The 18198-nt window shown below is 57.4% G+C and carries 20 protein-coding genes; all 20 read right to left on the minus strand.

Translation table 11 applies throughout. From position 1 onward, the window contains the following. Positions 1-1242: hydroxysqualene dehydroxylase HpnE (hpnE, locus tag HMPREF2541_RS08385; RefSeq protein WP_070543080.1), on the minus strand; the 1242-nt coding region annotated here is incomplete at its 3' end. Further along, positions 1239-2090 (minus strand): presqualene diphosphate synthase HpnD, encoded by an 852-nt coding sequence (hpnD, locus tag HMPREF2541_RS08390; RefSeq protein ID WP_070543083.1) that lies wholly within the window; start codon positions 2088-2090, stop codon positions 1239-1241. The genes hpnE and hpnD, both read right to left, overlap by 4 nt. Further along, positions 2087-2608, minus strand: a complete 522-nt coding sequence (locus HMPREF2541_RS08395; protein ID WP_035580750.1) for a hypothetical protein — start codon at positions 2606-2608, stop codon at positions 2087-2089. The genes hpnD and HMPREF2541_RS08395 overlap by 4 nt, the downstream gene beginning before the upstream one ends. 155 nt (positions 2609-2763) lie before the next feature. Further along, a complete protein-coding gene (locus tag HMPREF2541_RS08400; protein ID WP_070543086.1) occupies positions 2764-3612 on the minus strand; it encodes a DUF2262 domain-containing protein in 849 nt (282 codons plus the stop codon). Positions 3613-3918: 306 nt separating this feature from the next. Beyond that, positions 3919-5442 (minus strand): amidophosphoribosyltransferase, encoded by a 1524-nt coding sequence (purF, locus tag HMPREF2541_RS08405; protein WP_035580747.1) that lies wholly within the window; start codon positions 5440-5442, stop codon positions 3919-3921. A 4-nt stretch (positions 5443-5446) separates the two neighbouring features. Then, complete coding sequence (locus tag HMPREF2541_RS08410) at positions 5447-5953, minus strand: CvpA family protein (protein ID WP_003824045.1); 507 nt, start codon at positions 5951-5953, stop codon at positions 5447-5449. After that, complete coding sequence (locus HMPREF2541_RS08415; protein ID WP_003824044.1) at positions 5953-7032, minus strand: SPOR domain-containing protein; 1080 nt, start codon at positions 7030-7032, stop codon at positions 5953-5955. The genes HMPREF2541_RS08410 and HMPREF2541_RS08415 overlap by 1 nt, the downstream gene beginning before the upstream one ends. A gap of 6 nt (positions 7033-7038) precedes the next feature. After that, a complete protein-coding gene (folC, locus tag HMPREF2541_RS08420) occupies positions 7039-8346 on the minus strand; it encodes a bifunctional tetrahydrofolate synthase/dihydrofolate synthase (RefSeq protein ID WP_003824043.1) in 1308 nt (435 codons plus the stop codon). 251 nt (positions 8347-8597) lie between these two features. Beyond that, complete coding sequence (locus tag HMPREF2541_RS08425) at positions 8598-9002, minus strand: DUF302 domain-containing protein (RefSeq protein ID WP_050754448.1); 405 nt, start codon at positions 9000-9002, stop codon at positions 8598-8600. 62 nt (positions 9003-9064) lie between these two features. Next, positions 9065-9508, minus strand: coding sequence for a protein YgfX (locus tag HMPREF2541_RS08430; protein ID WP_070543089.1), 444 nt, complete (start codon positions 9506-9508; stop codon positions 9065-9067). A 5-nt stretch (positions 9509-9513) separates the two neighbouring features. Then, a complete protein-coding gene (locus HMPREF2541_RS08435; RefSeq protein ID WP_003824038.1) occupies positions 9514-9870 on the minus strand; it encodes a hypothetical protein in 357 nt (118 codons plus the stop codon). Positions 9871-10073: 203 nt separating this feature from the next. Continuing rightward, on the minus strand, positions 10074-10847 hold the full coding sequence (locus HMPREF2541_RS08440; protein WP_070543092.1) for an exodeoxyribonuclease III: 774 nt from the start codon (positions 10845-10847) through the stop codon (positions 10074-10076). Positions 10848-10905: 58 nt separating this feature from the next. Beyond that, a complete protein-coding gene (locus tag HMPREF2541_RS08445) occupies positions 10906-11226 on the minus strand; it encodes a hypothetical protein (RefSeq protein ID WP_003824036.1) in 321 nt (106 codons plus the stop codon). A 29-nt stretch (positions 11227-11255) separates the two neighbouring features. After that, positions 11256-11726 (minus strand): type IV pilin protein, encoded by a 471-nt coding sequence (locus HMPREF2541_RS08450; RefSeq protein ID WP_003824035.1) that lies wholly within the window; start codon positions 11724-11726, stop codon positions 11256-11258. 75 nt (positions 11727-11801) lie between these two features. Further along, positions 11802-12197 carry a type IV pilin protein gene (locus HMPREF2541_RS08455; RefSeq protein WP_035580976.1) on the minus strand — a complete coding sequence of 132 codons (396 nt, stop codon included), beginning with the start codon at positions 12195-12197 and terminating at the stop codon, positions 11802-11804. Between the two features lie 98 nt (positions 12198-12295). Continuing rightward, the gene (gene pdxJ, locus HMPREF2541_RS08460; protein ID WP_035580741.1) at positions 12296-13027 is read right to left on the minus strand and encodes a pyridoxine 5'-phosphate synthase; all 732 of its coding nucleotides are present in this window, start codon (positions 13025-13027) and stop codon (positions 12296-12298) included. 97 nt (positions 13028-13124) lie between these two features. Then, positions 13125-14354 carry a DUF711 family protein gene (locus tag HMPREF2541_RS08465; protein WP_035580738.1) on the minus strand — a complete coding sequence of 410 codons (1230 nt, stop codon included), beginning with the start codon at positions 14352-14354 and terminating at the stop codon, positions 13125-13127. 41 nt (positions 14355-14395) lie between these two features. Next, positions 14396-15136 carry a DNA repair protein RecO gene (gene recO / locus HMPREF2541_RS08470; RefSeq protein WP_070543095.1) on the minus strand — a complete coding sequence of 247 codons (741 nt, stop codon included), beginning with the start codon at positions 15134-15136 and terminating at the stop codon, positions 14396-14398. A 68-nt stretch (positions 15137-15204) separates the two neighbouring features. Next, a complete protein-coding gene (locus tag HMPREF2541_RS08475; RefSeq protein ID WP_003824028.1) occupies positions 15205-16182 on the minus strand; it encodes a pseudouridine synthase in 978 nt (325 codons plus the stop codon). Between the two features lie 588 nt (positions 16183-16770). Beyond that, positions 16771-18066 (minus strand): DEAD/DEAH box helicase, encoded by a 1296-nt coding sequence (locus HMPREF2541_RS08480; protein ID WP_070543098.1) that lies wholly within the window; start codon positions 18064-18066, stop codon positions 16771-16773. Positions 18067-18198: the final 132 nt, after the last annotated feature.

An 18198-nucleotide genomic window follows, 5' to 3' on the forward strand; every position in this document is an offset into this window, starting at 1 on the left:
CACGGCGGCTTCCAGCGTGGCGGGGTAGCGCGGGTGGAGGTAGTCGCCAGCGAGGTAGATATGCTGATGGCGCAGCCAGGCAGTGGGGATGGCAGGGTTGTCGGTGCGGCTGGCGGTGGTGGCGCGTTTTTCGGTGATCACTTGGGCGGCAGTGGGGCGCGGCAAGTGCGGGCAAATGCGCCGCAAATCGTGCTGCACGCGCCTGACCCACTCTTCGCGGCTGAGTTTGCCGTATTGGTCGGACAGGGAAATCACAGCGGACACTTCGCCGCGCCCGAAGCCGAGCGCATCGCGGTCGATAAACCATTGCGCCGTGCCTTCGGCCAGGCCGGTAATCGGCGCGGGCAGCTCGGGCGAAACGGGATAACGCAAATACACGGTGGTGATGGCGTGATATGCCAAAGCATCCAGCGCAGTGGCAACCTCAGGCGGGGCGGCCTCTGGCAGCAGTGACGGCACATGATAGGGCGCAACGGCCAACACGGCGGCATCAAAGGCTTCGCCGTTCACCAACAGGCTACCTGAAAGCGTTTGTTCAATCTGCGGCACACGCGTTTCCAGCCGGATTTGTGCGCCGTATTTTTGCAGGCGCCGGCACACCGGCTCGGCAAACAGCTGCCCCAAATCCTGCTTGGGCAGCAAGAAATCGCTGGCTGCGCGCTCCGCCCACACGCCGTCGCGCAGCACATTTTGCAGGCGTTGCAGCGAAGCCTGATCCAAAGCGGTGTTCATTGCGCCCCACACCAAAGGCTGCCAAAACTGCTGCTGCAAACGGTGCGATACTTGCTGCTGCCGTAGCCAAGCAGCCACGGGAACATCTTCCGCCAAGCGCAGGCTTTGTAAGGCACGCATCTGGCGCAGCAGCGCCGTTTTCTCGCCCCAACCGATGCCGCGTGCGCCCAACACGCCGAAAAGCAAATGCAGCGGCGCACTCAGGCGACGGGCGGCAAATTGCAGGCCGTCGGCCAAATGCCATTGCAGCGGCAGACGCAAAAATGCTTCTTCTTCGCGCACGCCGCAGCGCGCCAGCACATCCAGCACCTGCCGATACGCGCCCACCAAAATATGCTGGCCGTTGTCGGCATGGGCAAAACCGCTGCCGCCGCCCAACGCGCGGGCGCGGCCACCGCACTGCCGCCCGGCCTCAAACAGGGTGATTTGCGCCCGGCCGCACAGCGCTTCCGCCGCCGAAAGCCCCGCCCAACCGCCGCCGATAACCGCCACACGCGGCGCGGCGCTCATGGCTTAAACCCCAAGAGCCAGGTTTTCAGGGCAATCCGCGCTTTGCGCGGCTTCGGAATCGCCAGCTTGTAGCGCAGCACATTGGCCGCGCCGTCGCGCTCGATTTCGTTTAAGAGCGCGTAGTAGATGGCGGCCATCACCAGCCCTGCCTTCTGGCCGCGCCGCTCGGCAGCAGGCAGCAGAGCCACGGCTTCGCTGTAGGTTTGGCGGGCACGGGCTACCTGAAAAGCCATCAGCTCGGCAAACTCTTGGCTGTTTCGGCGTTGCAGCAAGTCGGCGGCGGGCACGTTGAAGCGCTGCAAATCTTCCACCGGCAGGTAAATCCGCCCGGCCACCGCGTCTTCGCCCACATCGCGGATGATGTTGGTGAGTTGCAGGGCCAAGCCCATTTTGTCGGCATAATCCAGCACGGCGGCATCTTGGAAACCGAGGATGCGGGCAATCAGCCGCCCCACCACCCCGGCCACGCGCTGGCAGTATTGCTGCAAGGCGGCGAAATCGGCATAACGCGCCGGGGTCAAATCCATTTCCACGCCGTCAATCACGGCGGCCAATTCGTTTTCAGGTAGCCCGTAGGCCGGCGCCACTTCGCGCATGGCCTGATTGACCGGATGCTCCGGCAAGGCCGCGCCGTGAAACACCTTGGCCGCATCCTGCCGCCACCAGGCCAGCGTTTGCGCCGCCACGGCCGGGTCAGCACAGTCGTCCGCCACGTCATCGAGCTCGCGGCAATAGGCATACAGCACCGTCATGGCACGGCGTTTTTCCGGCAGCAGAAAGCGGAAACCGGCCAGAAAACTGGAGCCGCTCTCTTCGGCTTTTTGGTGGCAGTAGTCGTATGGGGTCATGATTTTTGAATTTTGATAATGGTGGTCGGGGCGGCTTCGCGGAAATAGGTTTCCGGCACGCGCAGGTAAAGATAGAGGATGACGGCGCTGAAGCAGAGCATATCTAGCCATGGAATGAAGAAAGGCCTGTTATCGAAAATCGTAGAGCCGAAAATGTCCCTCTCCACCCAAACGATTAACTGGTTGCCGACCAGCCACCCAAAATGCAGCAGGCCTCCACACAAAAATACCACACGCGCCCATTTATGGCGATACCACAATCCCGCTGCACATAACAATATCCCAAACGACACCGCAAACGGTTCAATACTCCCGAGGATGAAATGGATGAATACGATTCTCGGGCTGATTCTGTACACTTCAAGCATCTCCCATTCAAACCTCTCCCAACTACCGGCCAACTTGCCCATCGCAATAATCATCAGCAGCGGCCAAGCAATGCCGTACGCCAGCAGCAGCGGGCACAGGATGGTCAAACCCAAAGGGCGTGGCGAGGGAGTTGGAGAAGCAGTATCCATCTATCAGATTCCTTGGTTATCGGGGAAATCATCCGGTTGCCTAAACAGTCCAAGTACTATTTTCCATTTTGCCGTAGCTGATATTTTTCAGGTAGCCTCAAGAGGGCGGAGAGGCTACCTGAAAATCCTCATCAGCCCGTAATCAAACAGCATATTCAGCCCGCAATATACGCATCATCCGGCTCGCCGTCCTTCCCGCCTTCCACCAGAATCACGTGTCCGAAAAACAAATCGCCATCGTCGTAGTAGGCAGTGAACCCTTCCTTCTGCAACGCGAGCTCGGACAATTCGATACAACGCGCAAACGCTTCAGTATCCAGACTTTCCGGCGGCACGACTGGCTCGTCGGTTTCCTCCTGCCAGTTTACCGCGTCTTCCAGCAGCTGTTCGGCGGCAAAACGGCGCCAGCAGCGGTCGAATTCAGCAGCTTGGCTGTGCAGGCGGCGCAATAGGGCGAGGGCTTGATTGGCGCTTTCTTCATGGCCGGCATCGACATCAAGCAAAATATGCACTTCCTGCCCCAACCAATCGGCATGGCCTTCAAAGCTGGCGAAATCGCGGTTGAGGGTAAATTGGCCGATGCCCGGCTCGTTCAACACCACCGGCGTCAGATAATGCTCCAGCTCGGCCTGCAAGGCGGGCGAATCCGGGTTTTCTGCCAAGATTTCCAACAGCATAAAGCAAGGCATGGAAAAGTCTCTGTCTTCACGCTGCGGCCGCACGCGCAGGCGGTAGATGCAGTTGGGGCGCAGGGAAAAGCGGTAGTGTTCGGGGACGGTGCTTTCTACCAGCCATTCGAGCCGCACGGTTTGTCGGTGGCATTGGCCGTCGGCATCGATATAGGCGGCACAATGGCGGCTGGCCGTCCACAACACATCGCGCCCGCCCTTGCCCGCACCACCGCCGCTACTGCTATCAGTAAGCACCAGGATTTCCTGCTCCTGCGACTGATAGAGCTGATCGAAGGTTTGCTGCTCTTGGCAGATACGTTTTTTGTTACTCATCACTTGGTCTCCTGAGGCAAAGGCTACCTGAAAATGGGGTTTCAACGAAGTGGGGCGATGTCTTAACCTAGCTAAGGCTGCTTTGCGGCGCGATATGGCGGACTAACAAAATTGGCACAAGGCGGCAAGCCACAAGTAATACAGACATCCGGCCAGGCAAGCCAGCGCTGTACCGATTTTTGTTAGTTCCCGATAACAGGCGTATTATCTAGTTTTCAGGTAGCTTTTTCACATTTGAGGTTACCTGAAACCGCCCTACCCCGCCAAACCAAAGAAGCCGGCCTCAAAGCCGGCTTCCGCCATTTATTATTCCCGTAGCGAATCCACACGGATGCTGTGTTCCATCTGGCCGGCAGGGGCTGTGCTGCTGCCTTTTGGGCGATCGGAAAGGCGTTTCAGGTAGCCTTCGTCGATGTCGCCGGTGGCGTAGCAGCCGTTGAAGCAGGAGCTGTCGAAGCCTTCGATGGCGGGGTTGAGCGCGCGCACCACGTTTTCCAAGTCGTCCAAATCTTGGAACACCACACCGTCGGCAGAAATTTCGGCGGCAATTTGCTCGGCGCTGCGGCCGTTGGCAATCAATTCGGCGCGGGTGGGCATGTCGATGCCGTACACATTGGGGTAGCGCACTTCGGGGGCGGCGGAGGCAAAATACACTTTCCGCGCCCCGGCGGCGCGCACCATTTCCACAATCTCGCGGCTAGTGGTGCCGCGCACGATGGAGTCGTCCACCAGCAGGATGGATTTGCCGGCAAATTCGCTGTCGATGGGGTTGAGCTTCTGGCGCACGGATTTTTTTCGCGTGGCTTGGCCGGGCATGATGAAGGTGCGGCCGATGTAACGGTTTTTGATGAGGCCTTCGCGGTAGGGTTTACCCAGGTGCATGGCCAGCTGCAAGGCGCTTGGGCGGCTGGTATCTGGGATGGGCATCACCACGTCGATTTCGTCTGCCGGCAGGCTGCGTTTCACTTTTTCTGCCAAGGTTACGCCCATATCAAGCCTGGCTTGGTACACCGATACGCCGTTCATCACGGAATCGGGGCGGGCAAAATACACATATTCAAACAGGCAGGGCAAAAGGCGCGGCGCTTCGGCGCATTGGCGGCTGTGGAACTCGCCGTTAAAGCCGATAAATACGGCTTCGCCCGGTGCGATATCACGCACCAATTCGTAGCCCAAACCGGGGAAAACGATGGATTCGGAAGACACCATATAAGCGGTGCGCCCCGCTTCGTCGGTAGATTTGCCCAACACCAACGGGCGGATACCGTGCGGATCGCGGAAGGCGAGCATACCGTAGCCGGCAATCAGCGCCACCACCCCGTATGCGCCGCGCACTTGGCGGTTGAGCGCAGCCACGGCATCAAACACATCGTCCACTTCCAGCTTGCTGCGGCTGCCAATCACGTGCTGCAACTCGCTGGCCAACACATTGAGCAGCACTTCGGAATCAGAGCCGGTATTGATATGGCGCAGGTAGCGGCGGCATAAATTGGCCTCAAGCTCTTCGGGGTTGGTGAGGTTGCCGTTGTGCGCCAGCACGATGCCGAAGGGCGAATTCACATAAAATGGCTGCGCCTCAGCACTGCTGCCCGCGTTGCCGGCGGTGGGATAGCGCACATGGGCGATGCCGGCATTGCCCACCAGGTTGCGCATATCGCGCGTGCGGAACACATCGCGCACCATGCCGGTATCTTTATGCATATGGAGCATCTCGCCCTCGGCGGTTACGATGCCCGCCGCATCCTGTCCGCGGTGCTGCAACACCTGCAATCCGTCATACAGTAACTGATTCACCGGCTCAAAAGCCACCATGCCCAATACGCCACACATAAATTCACTCCCCCGGCGCTTGCCGGTAGTCGACACGATCCGCCATAAACGGCGGCAGATACGGCACGGCCAGTTGGGCCAAGCCCTCAAAAACAAATGCGGTTTGCGAATGCTGCCATTCCTCGCTCTTCGGCAAATCGGTAAACGCGCAAACCAGCACCGCCAGCGTTACCGCCAGCACCCCCTTTACCGCGCCAAACACACCGCCAAGCAGGCGGTTTGCCCCGCCCAACCCGGCCGCGCCGGCAGAAGAAGTGAGCAAGGTTTGCAGCAGCCGGAACAGCAGCCGCGCCAGCAGGAACACGCCGATAAACGCGGCCACCACCGCCAGCGCATGCGGCTTGAGGCTACCTGAAAGCCAGTCGCCCACTGATGGAGCAAGCAGCTTGGCCGCCAGCAGCGAGCCCAGCCAAGAAACCAAGCCCACCAATTCGGCCACCACGCCGCGAAACAGCGAAATCAGGGTAAACGCCGCGATCACCAGCAGCGCAAGATAGTCAAACAAAGTCATCAGCGCTCCAGCAGGATGCCGTCCAGCCCCTGCGATTTAATTTTGCCCATTGCCTGTCCGGCGGCCTGGCGGTTGGGATATGAGCCGGTGCGCACGCGGTAGAGCGCGTTGCCGCCTTTGTTGGCCGGCGGCGCCACATAGGCGCTCACGCCCGCATCGGCCAGCCGTTTTTGCACGGCGCGTGCCTGCTCTTCGGTGGTGTAAGCACCCACCTGAATCACCATGCGCCGCTCCGTCTGCGCCGCTTGATTATCGGCAGCTTTGCCATTACCGGCCACATGGTTGGCAGCGCGGTTGTTCAAAATATCTTCCGGCGAGAGGCGGTTGCCGTTTGGCTTACGTTCCTGCCGACGTTCAGCTGGGCGGCGGCGCTCGGCTGGTTTCTGTTCGGTCGGCTTCGGTTCAGCCGGTTTGCTTTCGGCACGGCGCTCATTCGGCTGCACGGCCGGCGTTTGCGGTTTCACGCCCTCGGCGCGGCGCGGGGTTTCCGGCACGGCAGGTTTGGCCTGCGGCTGGGCTGCCGGTTTATTGTTTTCCGCCGGTTGCGCGCGCGGCTCGGCAGGCACCGGCTTGGCTTCTACACGCGGCTGCAGCGCAGGCTTGCTTTCCGCCCGCACCGGCGGCGCAGCCGGGCGGCTCGGTGGTGGATTGGCCGCGTTGCCGGAGTTGGCCAGAGGATTGGGCAATACCGTGGTGCGCGCCTCCACCGGCTTGGCCGGTTGCACGGGCTGCGGCGCAGGCGGAGCAGGTTCCACAACCACTGCTTCCGGCTCAACAGACGGCGCAGATACCGGCTGCGGCTGCATTTCCACCGCAGTGTCGGCATCAGTCGGCACTTCGGCCACCGGCTCGGGCAGCGGCTGGGTTTCCACCACCATGGAAGCCGCAGTTTCGCTGCCGCCGCTCACGGTGATTTCGCCCGGCGCAGCAGTATTTTGACTGCTGCCCATCACTTTGGCCAGCAGCAGCGCCACCACCGTAGTGAGCAGCAGCGCGCCCACCAAGCGGCGGCGGTTTTTGCGCTTAATCTGCTCGTATTCTTCCAGATGGCGCCAATTCGGGTTGGATTGGGGTGGCATAATTCCTTATTCCTGTTGCGGTGCGCCCATCACTTCGGCCACCGTATGAAACGAACCAAATACCACGATTCTATCATTTTCCCCCGCCTCCGATAAGGCGGCACGATAGGCCTCGCCCACGCTGGCAAACAGGCGAACATTGGCCGCTCCCGCCGCTTCCAGATGCTGCTGCAAGGCTTCCGCCGAAAGGCCGCGCGGCAGCGGCAGCGGGGCAACCAGCCATTCGTCGAACTGGTCTTGCAGCAGGGAAACCACAGTGTCGATATCTTTATCGGCCAACATGCTGAACACCGCCAGCCGTTTTTCGGCAAACGGCAGCGCCATCAGGCTGCGACGCAAAGCACGGGCGGCGTGCGGATTATGGCCGACATCCAATATGGTAAGCGGGCGGCCGGGCAACACCTGGAAACGGCCGGGGTGGCTCACCAGCAACAACCCGCGTTTGATGGCGCCGATATCCACCGGCAGCCGTGCATTTAAGCATTCGAGCACGGCCAGCGCGCAGGCGGCATTGCCCAGCTGGTAGCCGCCGCGCAGGGCGGGAAAAGGCAGCGCGTTGCGGTTGCGGCTACCTGAAAACAGGCGGCTGTGCTCAGGATGAAAGTGAAACGACCATTGCTGCTGCTCCAGCTTGCTGAAGCCGAAATCGCGCCCGGCCAGCAGGAGGTCGGCGCCGATGGCTTCGGCGTGGCGGCGCAACGATTCGGGTGGCGGGTTTTGGGCGCAGACAGCAGGTTTGCCCGCGCGGAATACGCCCGCCTTTTCAAAGGCCACCTGCTCCACTGTGTCGCCTAAAAAGGCTTGGTGATCCAAATCCACCGACGTTACCACCGATACGTCGCCGTCAAAAATATTCACTGCGTCCAACCGGCCGCCGAGCCCGACTTCCAGAATCATCACATCGGTTTCAGCGCGCCGGAAAATATCCACGGCGGCCAAGGTGTTGAACTCGAAATAAGTGAGTGCGGTATCGCCGCGTGCGGCTTCGATGCGCTCGAAAGAGGCGGCAATGGTTTCATCGGCAGCAGGTTGGCCGTTCACGCAGATGCGCTCGTTGTAGCGCAGAATGTGCGGGCTGGTGAGCATGCCGGTTTTGAAGCCGGCGGCGCGGTAGATGCTTTCCAAAAAGGCGCACACCGAGCCTTTGCCGTTGGTGCCGGCCACCACGATTACGGGGCATTGCGGCTGCAAACCCATCCGCTCTTTCACCGCGAGCACGCGCCCCAAGCCCAAATCAATGCTGCCGTGGCTGTGGGCGGTGCCGCCGGTGTAGGCGGTTTCAAGGTGGGTGAGCCATTGGGAGAGTGTTTTCATTTGTTCAACCTTGTTTGAGGGCTACCTGAAAATGCCAAACGGGTTTTCAGGTAGCCTGTATGCCGGTATGGGCGGCTTGGCGAAGGCTAGCTGAAAATAACAGTATCGGTCGGCATTACCGTGCCAAGCGCTTGCTGACCCGGATTTTGAACGGTGCTTTCAGGTAACCTGCTTTAACTGACGAAGGCTACCTGAAAACGGTTAAACCTTTTCAGGTAGCCTTTTGCCGCCGCATTATACCGCAGCAAAATTCAGCCCGGCACACTCTCCAGCGCGGCGGCAATCAGTGCGCCCGTGGCGGCATCGATTTGCGCGGCGGCAGTTTCGGCCGCATCCAAACCGCGCTCCGCCACAAGCGGCAACACGCGGCGGTACAGCACCTGCACGCGGCCGTTTTGCTCGTACACCAACACTTTCAGCGGCAGCTCGGCAGCCAGCAGCAAATCGGCCTGCATCAGCGGCGTACCTTTGGCCGGGTGGCCGACAATCAGCAGGCTGGCAGGCGCCAGCGGCAGGCCGTGCTCGGCGGCCAGCGCGGAATGTGGGATTTCGGCAAACAGGGTAATCTGCTTGGCGGCAAAAGCCTGTTTCAACACGGCCAGCGTTTCGGCAAAACCGAAACGGCTGGGCAGGATAAGGTAGTTGGGATTGGTCATAGGGTTGAATCCTGTGTGCAATAAAAAACCAATAAAGTATGCCGCGTTGGCACGGCCGTTTTTTAGCGGGAATCCTGCCGATCCACCGGCTTGCTCCATTTCTTCCGCGCCTGCCCCCACCTCGCCCACACGCGCAGGCGGCGCAGGCCTTCGGCATCGGCGGAATCCGGCCACACGGCTTGGTAAATCTGCCGGCCGCCGTCGGTTTGCCAGTGCAAGAGTTGCAACCACGGCAACACCTCGCCGCCGCGCAAGGTGGCCGCCACGGCAATTTGCTGCGACTGCAAAAACAGCACGGCCTCGCCGCCGCTGCCCACTGTGAGGCCGCCGATTGGCAACGGCCGGCGCAGGGCATACCAAGCGGCGGAAGCGGTGAACGCGAGGCCGATCAGGCGCAGCCAATCAGCGAAATACAGCAGCCAGATAACGGCCAGCCACGCCCATGCAGCCAACTGCAGCACACGCTGCAACCGCGAAGGCCGGAAGGCTACCTGAAAAGGCTGCACGGCAGCTACATCATGTTGTCCACCACAGGGCTGACGCGGATATCGTCGTCATCCGTGTCCAACACCATGTCGTGGAATTCGAGATCGAAAAAGCGGGTGAATAGCTCGGGCGTGAGCTCCGGCCATTGCTCCTGCGGCACTTCCCACGAAGCAATCTCGCCGCTGAGCACCTCGCGCCAGCGTTCGCCAAACAGGCCGGCGCTCTCTTCGGGCGTATCGGCCTGCGCCAACAGATACACGCTGCAATTGCTGCGAATTTGGGCAAGGGTGAGGTCGGGCAGGTCGTCGCCGGTGCTTTTGAGCCAGGCGAGGAAAGCTTCGGTGGGCTTCACCACCACAGCGCTGCGGTCTACAAAATACATGGTATTTCCTCGGGTTGGTTTTCTCGGTTTCAGGTAGCCCTGAAACAGATACTACAGGCTACCTGAAAACGTACAGTTCAAAATTATCAAACGCTTAATATGAACAATCGGCTTTTCAGGCAGCCTGCCGGGCAAGATGCGGGCTACCTGAAACAGGTTTTCCGACATGTCGGATTTCTGAGAAACCGGAACGCCGGCATCCGCTACAGCGGATAATCGTAATCCACCACCAGCGGGGCGTGATCGGAGAATTTCTCCTGCTTATAAACATGGGCGGAGCGGGCGCGCTCGGCCAGGACGGGCGTGGCCATTTGGTAGTCGATGCGCCAGCCCACGTCTTTGGCATACGCCTGGCCGCGCTGGCTCCACCAGGTGTAGCCGGGCATTTCGGGATAGAGCGTGCGCCAAATATCCACCCAGCCCAGTTCGACAATCACTTTGCCGATCCACTCGCGCTCCTCGGGCAGGAAGCCGGAGTTTTTCAAGTTGCCTTTCCAGTTTTTCAAGTCGATATTTTGGTGCGCGATATTCCAATCGCCGCAGATCACGATATCGCGGCCTTGGGTTTTCAGCTCGCGCAGCATCGGGTAGAAGGCTGCTAAGAAACGGAACTTCAGCTGCTGGCGCTCTTCCGAACTGCTGCCGGAAGGCAGGTAGAGCGAAATCACCGACAAATTGCCGAAATCGACCTGCACGAAGCGGCCTTCGGCATCGAATTCGGCAATACCCATGCCGGTTTGCACGCGATCCGGCTCGCGTTTGCTATACAGCGCCACGCCGGAATAGCCGCGTTTCTCGGCGCAGTGCCAAACGCCGTGCATACCGTGCGGGGCTCTCATGCTGTCGTCCAAATCGGCTTCTTGAGCCTTGAGCTCCTGAATGCAGACGATATCGGCGCCGCTTGCTGCTAGGTATTCATAGAAGCCTTTTTTATAGGCAGAACGGATGCCGTTTACATTGGCAGAAATAATGCGCATGGGTTTTCCAAATAAGATTATTGTTTGATTATACAGGGAAGAAGGCTACCTGAAATGTTCAGGTAGCCTGTTTAGCCAGCGTTTGACGCCACACCAAATAATCACGTAACGGCGGCATGGGCGGGTTAATGCAATGCGGGCAAATGCCGGTTACATCTTCATCATCAAACTCTTGGTGGAAGGCATCCGGATCGAAACGGGACTGCTGCATAACAGCCTGCACCAACGCCTGCTGCTGCACCACATCAAATTCATAACCACTCAAAATTTCAGCCAGCAGATCGGTTTCTGCCGGGCTGAAAGAGGCAATATTGTTTTGAATCATGCGTGCGTAATCGGCATTCTGAATTTTTTGTTGTAATAAAAGAGTAATGCTCATCAAAATTTGAATTCTAATTAAAGAAAAAACTAATGCAATAATTCGCATTCTTGGTCGATATTATTACCGCCGGAAAACACTTCTTTATTATCGCAACGGCTACGGCTGCTTTGGCAAATCCGTACCGTTTGATCTTGGTTAATCAATAAAACCCGTGGCTCTTTACTCACATCAAAAGCCACGGCTTTAATTGTATATTTATCTCCCAGCACCCCGCGCGCATTGCCTTGGAATTTAATACAGAAATGCTGCGTTTGGCTAACCGCCAACGCCGGCCAAGTGGTGGAAGTGGCTTTAAACGTGCGGTTTCGCGCATAAAAACGCTCCATTGCCCGGCTATTTTCCAATAAAGCAGCATTGGCCTCTTCCAAACGGGATTTACGCACAAACGATTGGTATGAAGGATACGCAATGGCCGCCAAAATCGCCACTATGGCAATAATGATCATCAGCTCCATCAGTGTGAAGCCGCGCCTAGTGGAAACAAATAAGCCGTTCATGCTGCCACTCCTTAGGGAAGTAACGGAGTAGACAGTATAAACGGCTTCAAGATAGAAGTGAACCTATTTTAGATACTAGAATTGTTCACAATTATCCATACCAACCTTATCACAACGGCTGAAAGAACCAGCGGTACTACTATAATACAACCCTTTTGATTCATTAGGGTTTTTATTATTTGGCTTAGCTATAATCTCATAGTTATCCGCCCCAGGGCTGCTTGCTGCAAATGCGATATCAAAAAAATCTGTGCTTGCCGGGGCAGGTGCACCCTTAAAAGTTCTATTCTTGGTATAGAATCGCTCCATATCACGAGCTGTCGCCATGATACTAGCTTTTGCCTGCTCCATCCTAGTCTTACGTATGAACACGTCATATGAAGGATAAGCAATACTAGCTAACACAGCAATAATCACTATTGCCACCAATAATTCAATTAATGTAAACCCCCTTGCATCTAACTTTTCCATATACACCCCATTAATCATTTCAAACTATAGATATTTATTATTATTAATAATAACAATCTGTTAAATAAACAATGAAATTACTATTCCACTAAATAAATTCAATCCGGCTGACTCCGAGCCCGATAAATCTCTTCTTTCATTTGGCGTATCGCTTCCGGCAAGCCCAAAAACACGGCTTGCGCAATGAGCGCATGACCGATATTCAGCTCGCGAATCGGCAAAATCCGTGCTACCGGCGCTACGTTGTGAATCGTCAAACCATGCCCGGCATTGACCACCAAACCCAATTCCGAAGCAAAATATGCCGCTTCTTCCAAGCGCAACAATTCGTTTTGTCGAACGGTATGCGAAGTTGCATCGGCATACGCGCCAGTATGCAACTCTATGGCTTGTGCTCCAACATCACGAGCAGCCTTGATTTGCTGCTCATCCGCATCGATAAACAACGAAACGCGGATGCCGGCAGTATTTAATCGCTGCGTAAACTCCGCTACTGTCTGCTGTTGCGCCAGCACATCCAAGCCGCCTTCGGTGGTTACCTCCTGCCGTTTTTCCGGCACGATGCACACATCTTCCGGCTGCACCTGTAAGGCGTTATCCAACATTTCTGTCGTCAGCGCCATTTCCAAATTCATGCGGGTGCGGATTGCCTGTTTGATGGCGAACACATCTGCATCTTTGATATGGCGGCGATCTTCGCGCAAATGCAAAGTAATTAAATCCGCGCCGTGAGTTTCGGCAACCAAAGCCGCCTCCAACGGACTAGGATAGCGCGTACCGCGCGCATTACGCAAAGTGGCAACGTGGTCGATATTAACGCCCAACAGCATCTTCTTTCCTTTCGGGTATCGAATTTTGCAATTTAGCTTCATGACTCACGCCGCAAAGGTAACTAAGCAACCGGCGTGCCATCTGCACGAAGCCGTTCTAAGGTATTGCCAACACCACACAATTACACAAGTCATCGCTCTCAAATGCCGTAATCTCGCCCGCCTCCAATCCGGGAACGGGGAACAGGCGTACAGTGAGCGGTTTGTTCAGGCGGAAGGCCATGGTGCCGGTGTCGCACATGATGTCGGCAATTTTCTCCGCCGGAGTGCTACCGGCAATCGGCACGGTATCCAAACCAATACCGCATACGCTACTATAAGTGAGCAGGGAGCGGATATCGAATTGTTGCTTGCGGGTGGCCTCGGCCAAGCCTTCGTCTTCGGTTACCGCCAGCATCAGGCCGGAAAAACCCACGGCCTGCACCCGCTCCAGCGACTTGAACACACGGGTAAGCAGTGCGGATACTTCCACCGTACCGGCTGTGCCGAAATACGACACGCGCATCAGCCGATACAGCTCCACCATTGAAGTACAATTCTTTGACGGCGCAGCCGAAGTATCCATGCCAGCATAAGCCCAACCTGCATCCAGAGGCGTGTCGGCCACACATTGCTGCACACGGTCGATGTGGTATTGCAGCGCCTCGCGCATGGCCGAATAGGCTACCTGAAAATATTTGGCATGCTCTGCCGGCTGATTATTTAATCCACGTAAGGCGGCGGCCAGCAAATCCGGCGTTTCCAAGCCCAACACAATACAGTTGCCCTGCTCTGCGCGGTGGTAGCCGGCGGGGAAATACGGAATCAGCGGCCGGCAATTGAAGTTTACCGTGAAATTGAAATTGCCTTCGCCGCGCGGCGTAATGCGGCCGATTTCCTGAATAGTCGCCACGCACAACTCAATGGTTTGCCTGTCTAAAAAACCATTCTCATCCATGCCCACATTCACACAGGCATTGCACAAATCGCCGTAATCGCGAATCAACTCCGGCAGCAGGGCGATTTCGTGCGCACCTACCGCCTCGCCAACAGCAAAACGGATACGCATCACCTTTCCGTGATTCAATTCCTGCAAAATCTGCTGGATACGGGCCAAACCCTGCTTGGCGGTTTGCGCGTTTTCGGTATCCAAATATTCGCCGAATGGGTTTGACACCAGCCGTACCGACTGCACGGTATAGCCCGCCCGGGCAAACGACTCGGCCAAACGGTCGCATTGGCGCTTGGCTTCCTCCAACACACCAGCCCATAAATTACTATTTTTATTCAAACTGATAAATGCAGTAATCGTCCGCACGCGGCAAAGTTCGGTGTTGTGCAAATCCACTTCGTTTTTCCTCAAAACATGATGTGACTGGAGGATAAAGGCTACCTGAAAGCCTGTATCTGCTGCAACACCTGCCGCGATTTAATCCCTTCCGGCAGGCGGAAATCCAGCAGCAGGCGGGTAATCCGGCGTGCCTGCTGCAAAGCGGAGGTATCGGTAAATTCGCCGTTTTGCAGCTGAATCAACACATCGCCATCTACCGCCACGCCAGGCTGCACTTCTGCCGGCGTCAGGCTATGCCGTTGCTCCAACGGCAATACCGCATGTTCCGGCTGTAGCCAGTATTGCCGATCGGCTTCCACCGGGCAGCCCGCGCTGTCTTTCTGCAAATCCGGTGCATAGCCTGCTAACGTGAGCAATGTCCACTCAAACCGGCGCAGCACGGCGGCATGATTCGGCTCGGTGCACAAAGTGCGCATCACCTGCCACAAAGCCTCATACAACGCAGGCTGCGGGTCTTCCCTGGCAGTGAGTTTCTGCACCAATTCATTCACATACAGCCCGCTCAGCAGCGCCCTACCCTGCGGCTGCGGCCAGCCGCCCAGCCATTCGGCGCGATGTAACGTTTTCAGCTCTTCCTTGCCATACCAGGCTACCTGAACCGGCACAAACGGCACCAACACGCCGCGTAATTCGCTCTGCCGTTTGCGCGCGCTGCGCGCCACCACTGCCACCCGCCCATAATCGCGGCTAAACAGCTCCGCCAGCAGGCTGGTTTCGCGCCACGGCGTGGCCGACAACAAAAACGCCGGTTGGGAATCAATGCGGTTGGGCTGCTTCATAACTCGTTAAAGAACAATGGGAAAGCGGCTATTTATTTTTCAGGTAGCCTTTAATTGGCAGCATACCATCAGCCAGGCCGGCGGCGGCTATCCGGCAGCGGCAAATCCGCCCATTTCATCACTGAGGCCACTTCCGCCGCGTTCAGCTCATAAAACTGCCCACGCTTCAATCGGTTGGGCAAACCAATCGGCCCAAACCCAGTGCGCACCAGGCGGCTTACAGTAAGGCCAAAATGCTCGAAAATGCGGCGCACTTCGCGGTTGCGCCCCTCTTTGAGCACCACATTATACCATTTGTTCACGCCTTCCCCGCCCTGGCTGTGGATGCGTTCCACCCGCGCCAGGCCGTCTTCCAGCATCACGCCCTCGCTGGTGAGCAGGCGCATCTCATCCATGCCCAACTCGCCCAACACGCGCACCGCATACTCGCGCTCCACTTCGAAGCTCGGGTGGGCAAAACGGTTGGCCAGCTCGCCGGAAGTGGTGAGAATCAGCAGGCCGCTGGTATTGATGTCCAAACGGCCGATGGCCACCCAACGGCTGCTCGCCGCCTGCGGCAAGCGGTCGAAAATGCTCACGCGCCCCTGCGGGTCGTCACGCGATACAATCTCGCCTTCCTGCTTATAATATAAAATGATACGCGGCAATCGATCCGGCCATTTCAGCTTGATCACGCTGCCTTTCACCAACACCTGGTCTTCCGGCTGCACCTTATCGCCCAGCTGCGCCACCTTGCCGTTCACCGTTACCCAACCGTTTTGAATCCACTCCTCCATCTCGCGGCGCGAACCCACGCCCGAAGCGGCCAGTGCCTTTTGCAGGCGCACCGGCTCGATGCCGCTCAAATCGGAACGCTGTTCCTGCAAACGGCGCACTTGGCTCTGCACTTTTTGGTTGGCCGGGCGCACTGCCAGCTTTTTTGCTCGCGCCACGCGGGTTTTCGGCGCTTTCTCCGCTTCCGGCCGCTGCTGGCGCTTAGGGCTACCTGAAACTTTTTCATCGGCGCGGCGCGGATTACGTTTATTAGAATCGCGTTGGTTTTTCATATGGTTACACTCCTAACTCGTGATATTCATCAACGGTTCTTCTGCGGCAACAAGCGGCAGGGTTGGGGGAAAGAATGGAATAGGCTACCTGAAAACGAAGCCTCAATGAAGTAAAACAATAGGGCTGCTGCAAAGCGAACATCAGCAACACCATCTGTTTTTCAGGTAGCCCAAACGGTATCGCCGTTCAAAATAGAAACCAGTCCATCCCGTGAAAATGAGGTGTTTTAGCCACGGTTTACGTTTACGGCACAATGTGCCGTAGATTGGCTGTTTTGCAATCTGCTCGAAAAGCTGCGTTTTTGGGTTTGGCTTTAGGCGTCTCCCCGACACAGCGTTCATCTACAGGGAAGCGTTCTCGCTACACCCAAACAAGCCAATTATCTTACTGTAAGCCGGGCAAACAAGCCAATCGCTCGAGCAAGCTAAGGGCTACCTGAAAACAATACGGCAATTTCGTGCCGCTTCCCAATTTTCAGGTAGCCTTTATTATTGACAGCCAGCTGCTACCAAACCGGCCATAGCTCAAACACTTATTTTCCCCTGCTGTGTCGCTTCGCCCAACAGGGGAAAAATGGTTCAACCATATCAGGCGCGGCGGCCTTGGGCGGCTGGTTTGCGGGCTTTGCCGCGCGGATTGCCGGCGGGGCGGCCGAAGGGTTTGCCGCTACCGTTGGGCTTGCGGCCGCCTTTTTGTTTCCAACCGCCGCCTTTGGCTTTGCGCGGGGCTTTGCTGCGCTTGCGAGTGGGCTCCATGCCTTCGATGGTGAACTCGGGCAGCTTGCGGCCGAGGTATTTTTCGATTTTGTGCACCGCCACGTATTCGTTCACTTCGGCAAAAGTAAGGGCAAGGCCGTGGCGGCCGGCGCGGCCGGTGCGGCCGATGCGGTGCACGTAGTCTTCGGCCTGTTTGGGCAGGTCGTAGTTGATCACGTGGGTGATGCTGGGCACATCGATGCCGCGCGCGGCCACATCGGTGGCCACCAGCACTTTGATGCGCCCTTTGCGCAAATCCATCAGCGTGCGGTTGCGCCAGTTTTGCGGTATGTCGCCGTGCAGGCAGTTGGCGGCGAAGCCTTTTTCATAAAGTTCGTCGGCCAGCTGTTCGCTCATGGCTTTGGTACTGGTGAAGATGATGCACTGGTCGATATTGGCATCGCGCAAAATATGGTCGAGCAGGCGGTTTTTATGGTTTTTGTCGTCGCAGTAAAAGAGCTGCTCGTCGATTTTGCCTTGGTTGTCTTCGCGCTCGATTTCAATCACTTCGGGATTTTTAGTGAGCCGGCGGGCGAGCTTGCCCACGGCGCCGTCCCAAGTGGCGGAAAAGAGCAGGGTTTGGCGGCTTTCGGGCGTAGCGGCCACGATGGTTTCGATGTCGTCGATAAAGCCCATATCCAGCATGCGGTCGGCTTCGTCGAGCACCAGCACTTCAAGGCGGTCGAAATCGATGCGGCCGCTGCGCATGTGGTCCATCAGGCGGCCGGGCGTGGCCACCACCAAATCAATCGGCTTGGCCAGCGCTTTGATTTGAAAACCGAAAGACGAGCCGCCCACCAGGGTGACGGTGCGCAGCCATTTCATGTTTTGGGCGTAGATTTTGGCGTTTTTTTCCACCTGCGCAGCCAGCTCGCGCGTGGGCGTGAGCACGAGGATGCGCGGGCCTTTGCCGGATTTGTCGCTGCGGCGGGTGATGCGCTGCAGGCTGGGCAGCAGGAAAGCGGCGGTTTTGCCGGAGCCGGTTTGCGCCGAAGCCATGATGTCGCGGCCATCGATGGCGGCAGGCAGAGCTTGGACTTGAATGGGGGTGGGCTCGATGTAACCGGCAGAACGCAGGGCGGCGAGCAAGTTTTTATCGTGCAGCAGGTCGCTGAATTGGATGGTCATGTGTTTCCAAAAAGGACAACAATACTTTCCGCCCGCACAAAACGGGCAGCCGCGAAGCAAAAGGATGCGCTAACAGAAAGAGGCGGGGTCAGTTCGCTTTCAACACTAGGGCGGGCCGCAAACGGTACAGGC

The sequence above is a fragment of the Eikenella sp. HMSC061C02 genome, from assembly GCF_001809035.1.
Taxonomy (GTDB): domain Bacteria; phylum Pseudomonadota; class Gammaproteobacteria; order Burkholderiales; family Neisseriaceae; genus Eikenella; species Eikenella corrodens.

What these genes read in the sequence shown, in the direction of transcription:
- hpnD (WP_070543083.1), bottom strand. Translation starts at nt 2,090, where the DNA reads ATGACCCCATACGACTACTGCCACCAAAAAGCCGAAGAGAGCGGCTCC.
- HMPREF2541_RS08395 (WP_035580750.1), bottom strand. Translation starts at nt 2,608, where the DNA reads ATGGATACTGCTTCTCCAACTCCCTCGCCACGCCCTTTGGGTTTGACC.
- HMPREF2541_RS08400 (WP_070543086.1), bottom strand. Translation starts at nt 3,612, where the DNA reads ATGAGTAACAAAAAACGTATCTGCCAAGAGCAGCAAACCTTCGATCAG.
- purF (WP_035580747.1), bottom strand. Translation starts at nt 5,442, where the DNA reads ATGTGTGGCGTATTGGGCATGGTGGCTTTTGAGCCGGTGAATCAGTTA.
- HMPREF2541_RS08410 (WP_003824045.1), bottom strand. Translation starts at nt 5,953, where the DNA reads ATGACTTTGTTTGACTATCTTGCGCTGCTGGTGATCGCGGCGTTTACC.
- HMPREF2541_RS08415 (WP_003824044.1), bottom strand. Translation starts at nt 7,032, where the DNA reads ATGCCACCCCAATCCAACCCGAATTGGCGCCATCTGGAAGAATACGAG.
- folC (WP_003824043.1), bottom strand. Translation starts at nt 8,346, where the DNA reads ATGAAAACACTCTCCCAATGGCTCACCCACCTTGAAACCGCCTACACC.
- HMPREF2541_RS08425 (WP_050754448.1), bottom strand. Translation starts at nt 9,002, where the DNA reads ATGACCAATCCCAACTACCTTATCCTGCCCAGCCGTTTCGGTTTTGCC.
- HMPREF2541_RS08435 (WP_003824038.1), bottom strand. Translation starts at nt 9,870, where the DNA reads ATGTATTTTGTAGACCGCAGCGCTGTGGTGGTGAAGCCCACCGAAGCT.
- HMPREF2541_RS08440 (WP_070543092.1), bottom strand. Translation starts at nt 10,847, where the DNA reads ATGCGCATTATTTCTGCCAATGTAAACGGCATCCGTTCTGCCTATAAA.
- HMPREF2541_RS08445 (WP_003824036.1), bottom strand. Translation starts at nt 11,226, where the DNA reads ATGAGCATTACTCTTTTATTACAACAAAAAATTCAGAATGCCGATTAC.
- HMPREF2541_RS08450 (WP_003824035.1), bottom strand. Translation starts at nt 11,726, where the DNA reads ATGAACGGCTTATTTGTTTCCACTAGGCGCGGCTTCACACTGATGGAG.
- HMPREF2541_RS08455 (WP_035580976.1), bottom strand. Translation starts at nt 12,197, where the DNA reads ATGGAAAAGTTAGATGCAAGGGGGTTTACATTAATTGAATTATTGGTG.
- pdxJ (WP_035580741.1), bottom strand. Translation starts at nt 13,027, where the DNA reads ATGCTGTTGGGCGTTAATATCGACCACGTTGCCACTTTGCGTAATGCG.
- recO (WP_070543095.1), bottom strand. Translation starts at nt 15,136, where the DNA reads ATGAAGCAGCCCAACCGCATTGATTCCCAACCGGCGTTTTTGTTGTCG.
- HMPREF2541_RS08475 (WP_003824028.1), bottom strand. Translation starts at nt 16,182, where the DNA reads ATGAAAAACCAACGCGATTCTAATAAACGTAATCCGCGCCGCGCCGAT.
- HMPREF2541_RS08480 (WP_070543098.1), bottom strand. Translation starts at nt 18,066, where the DNA reads ATGACCATCCAATTCAGCGACCTGCTGCACGATAAAAACTTGCTCGCC.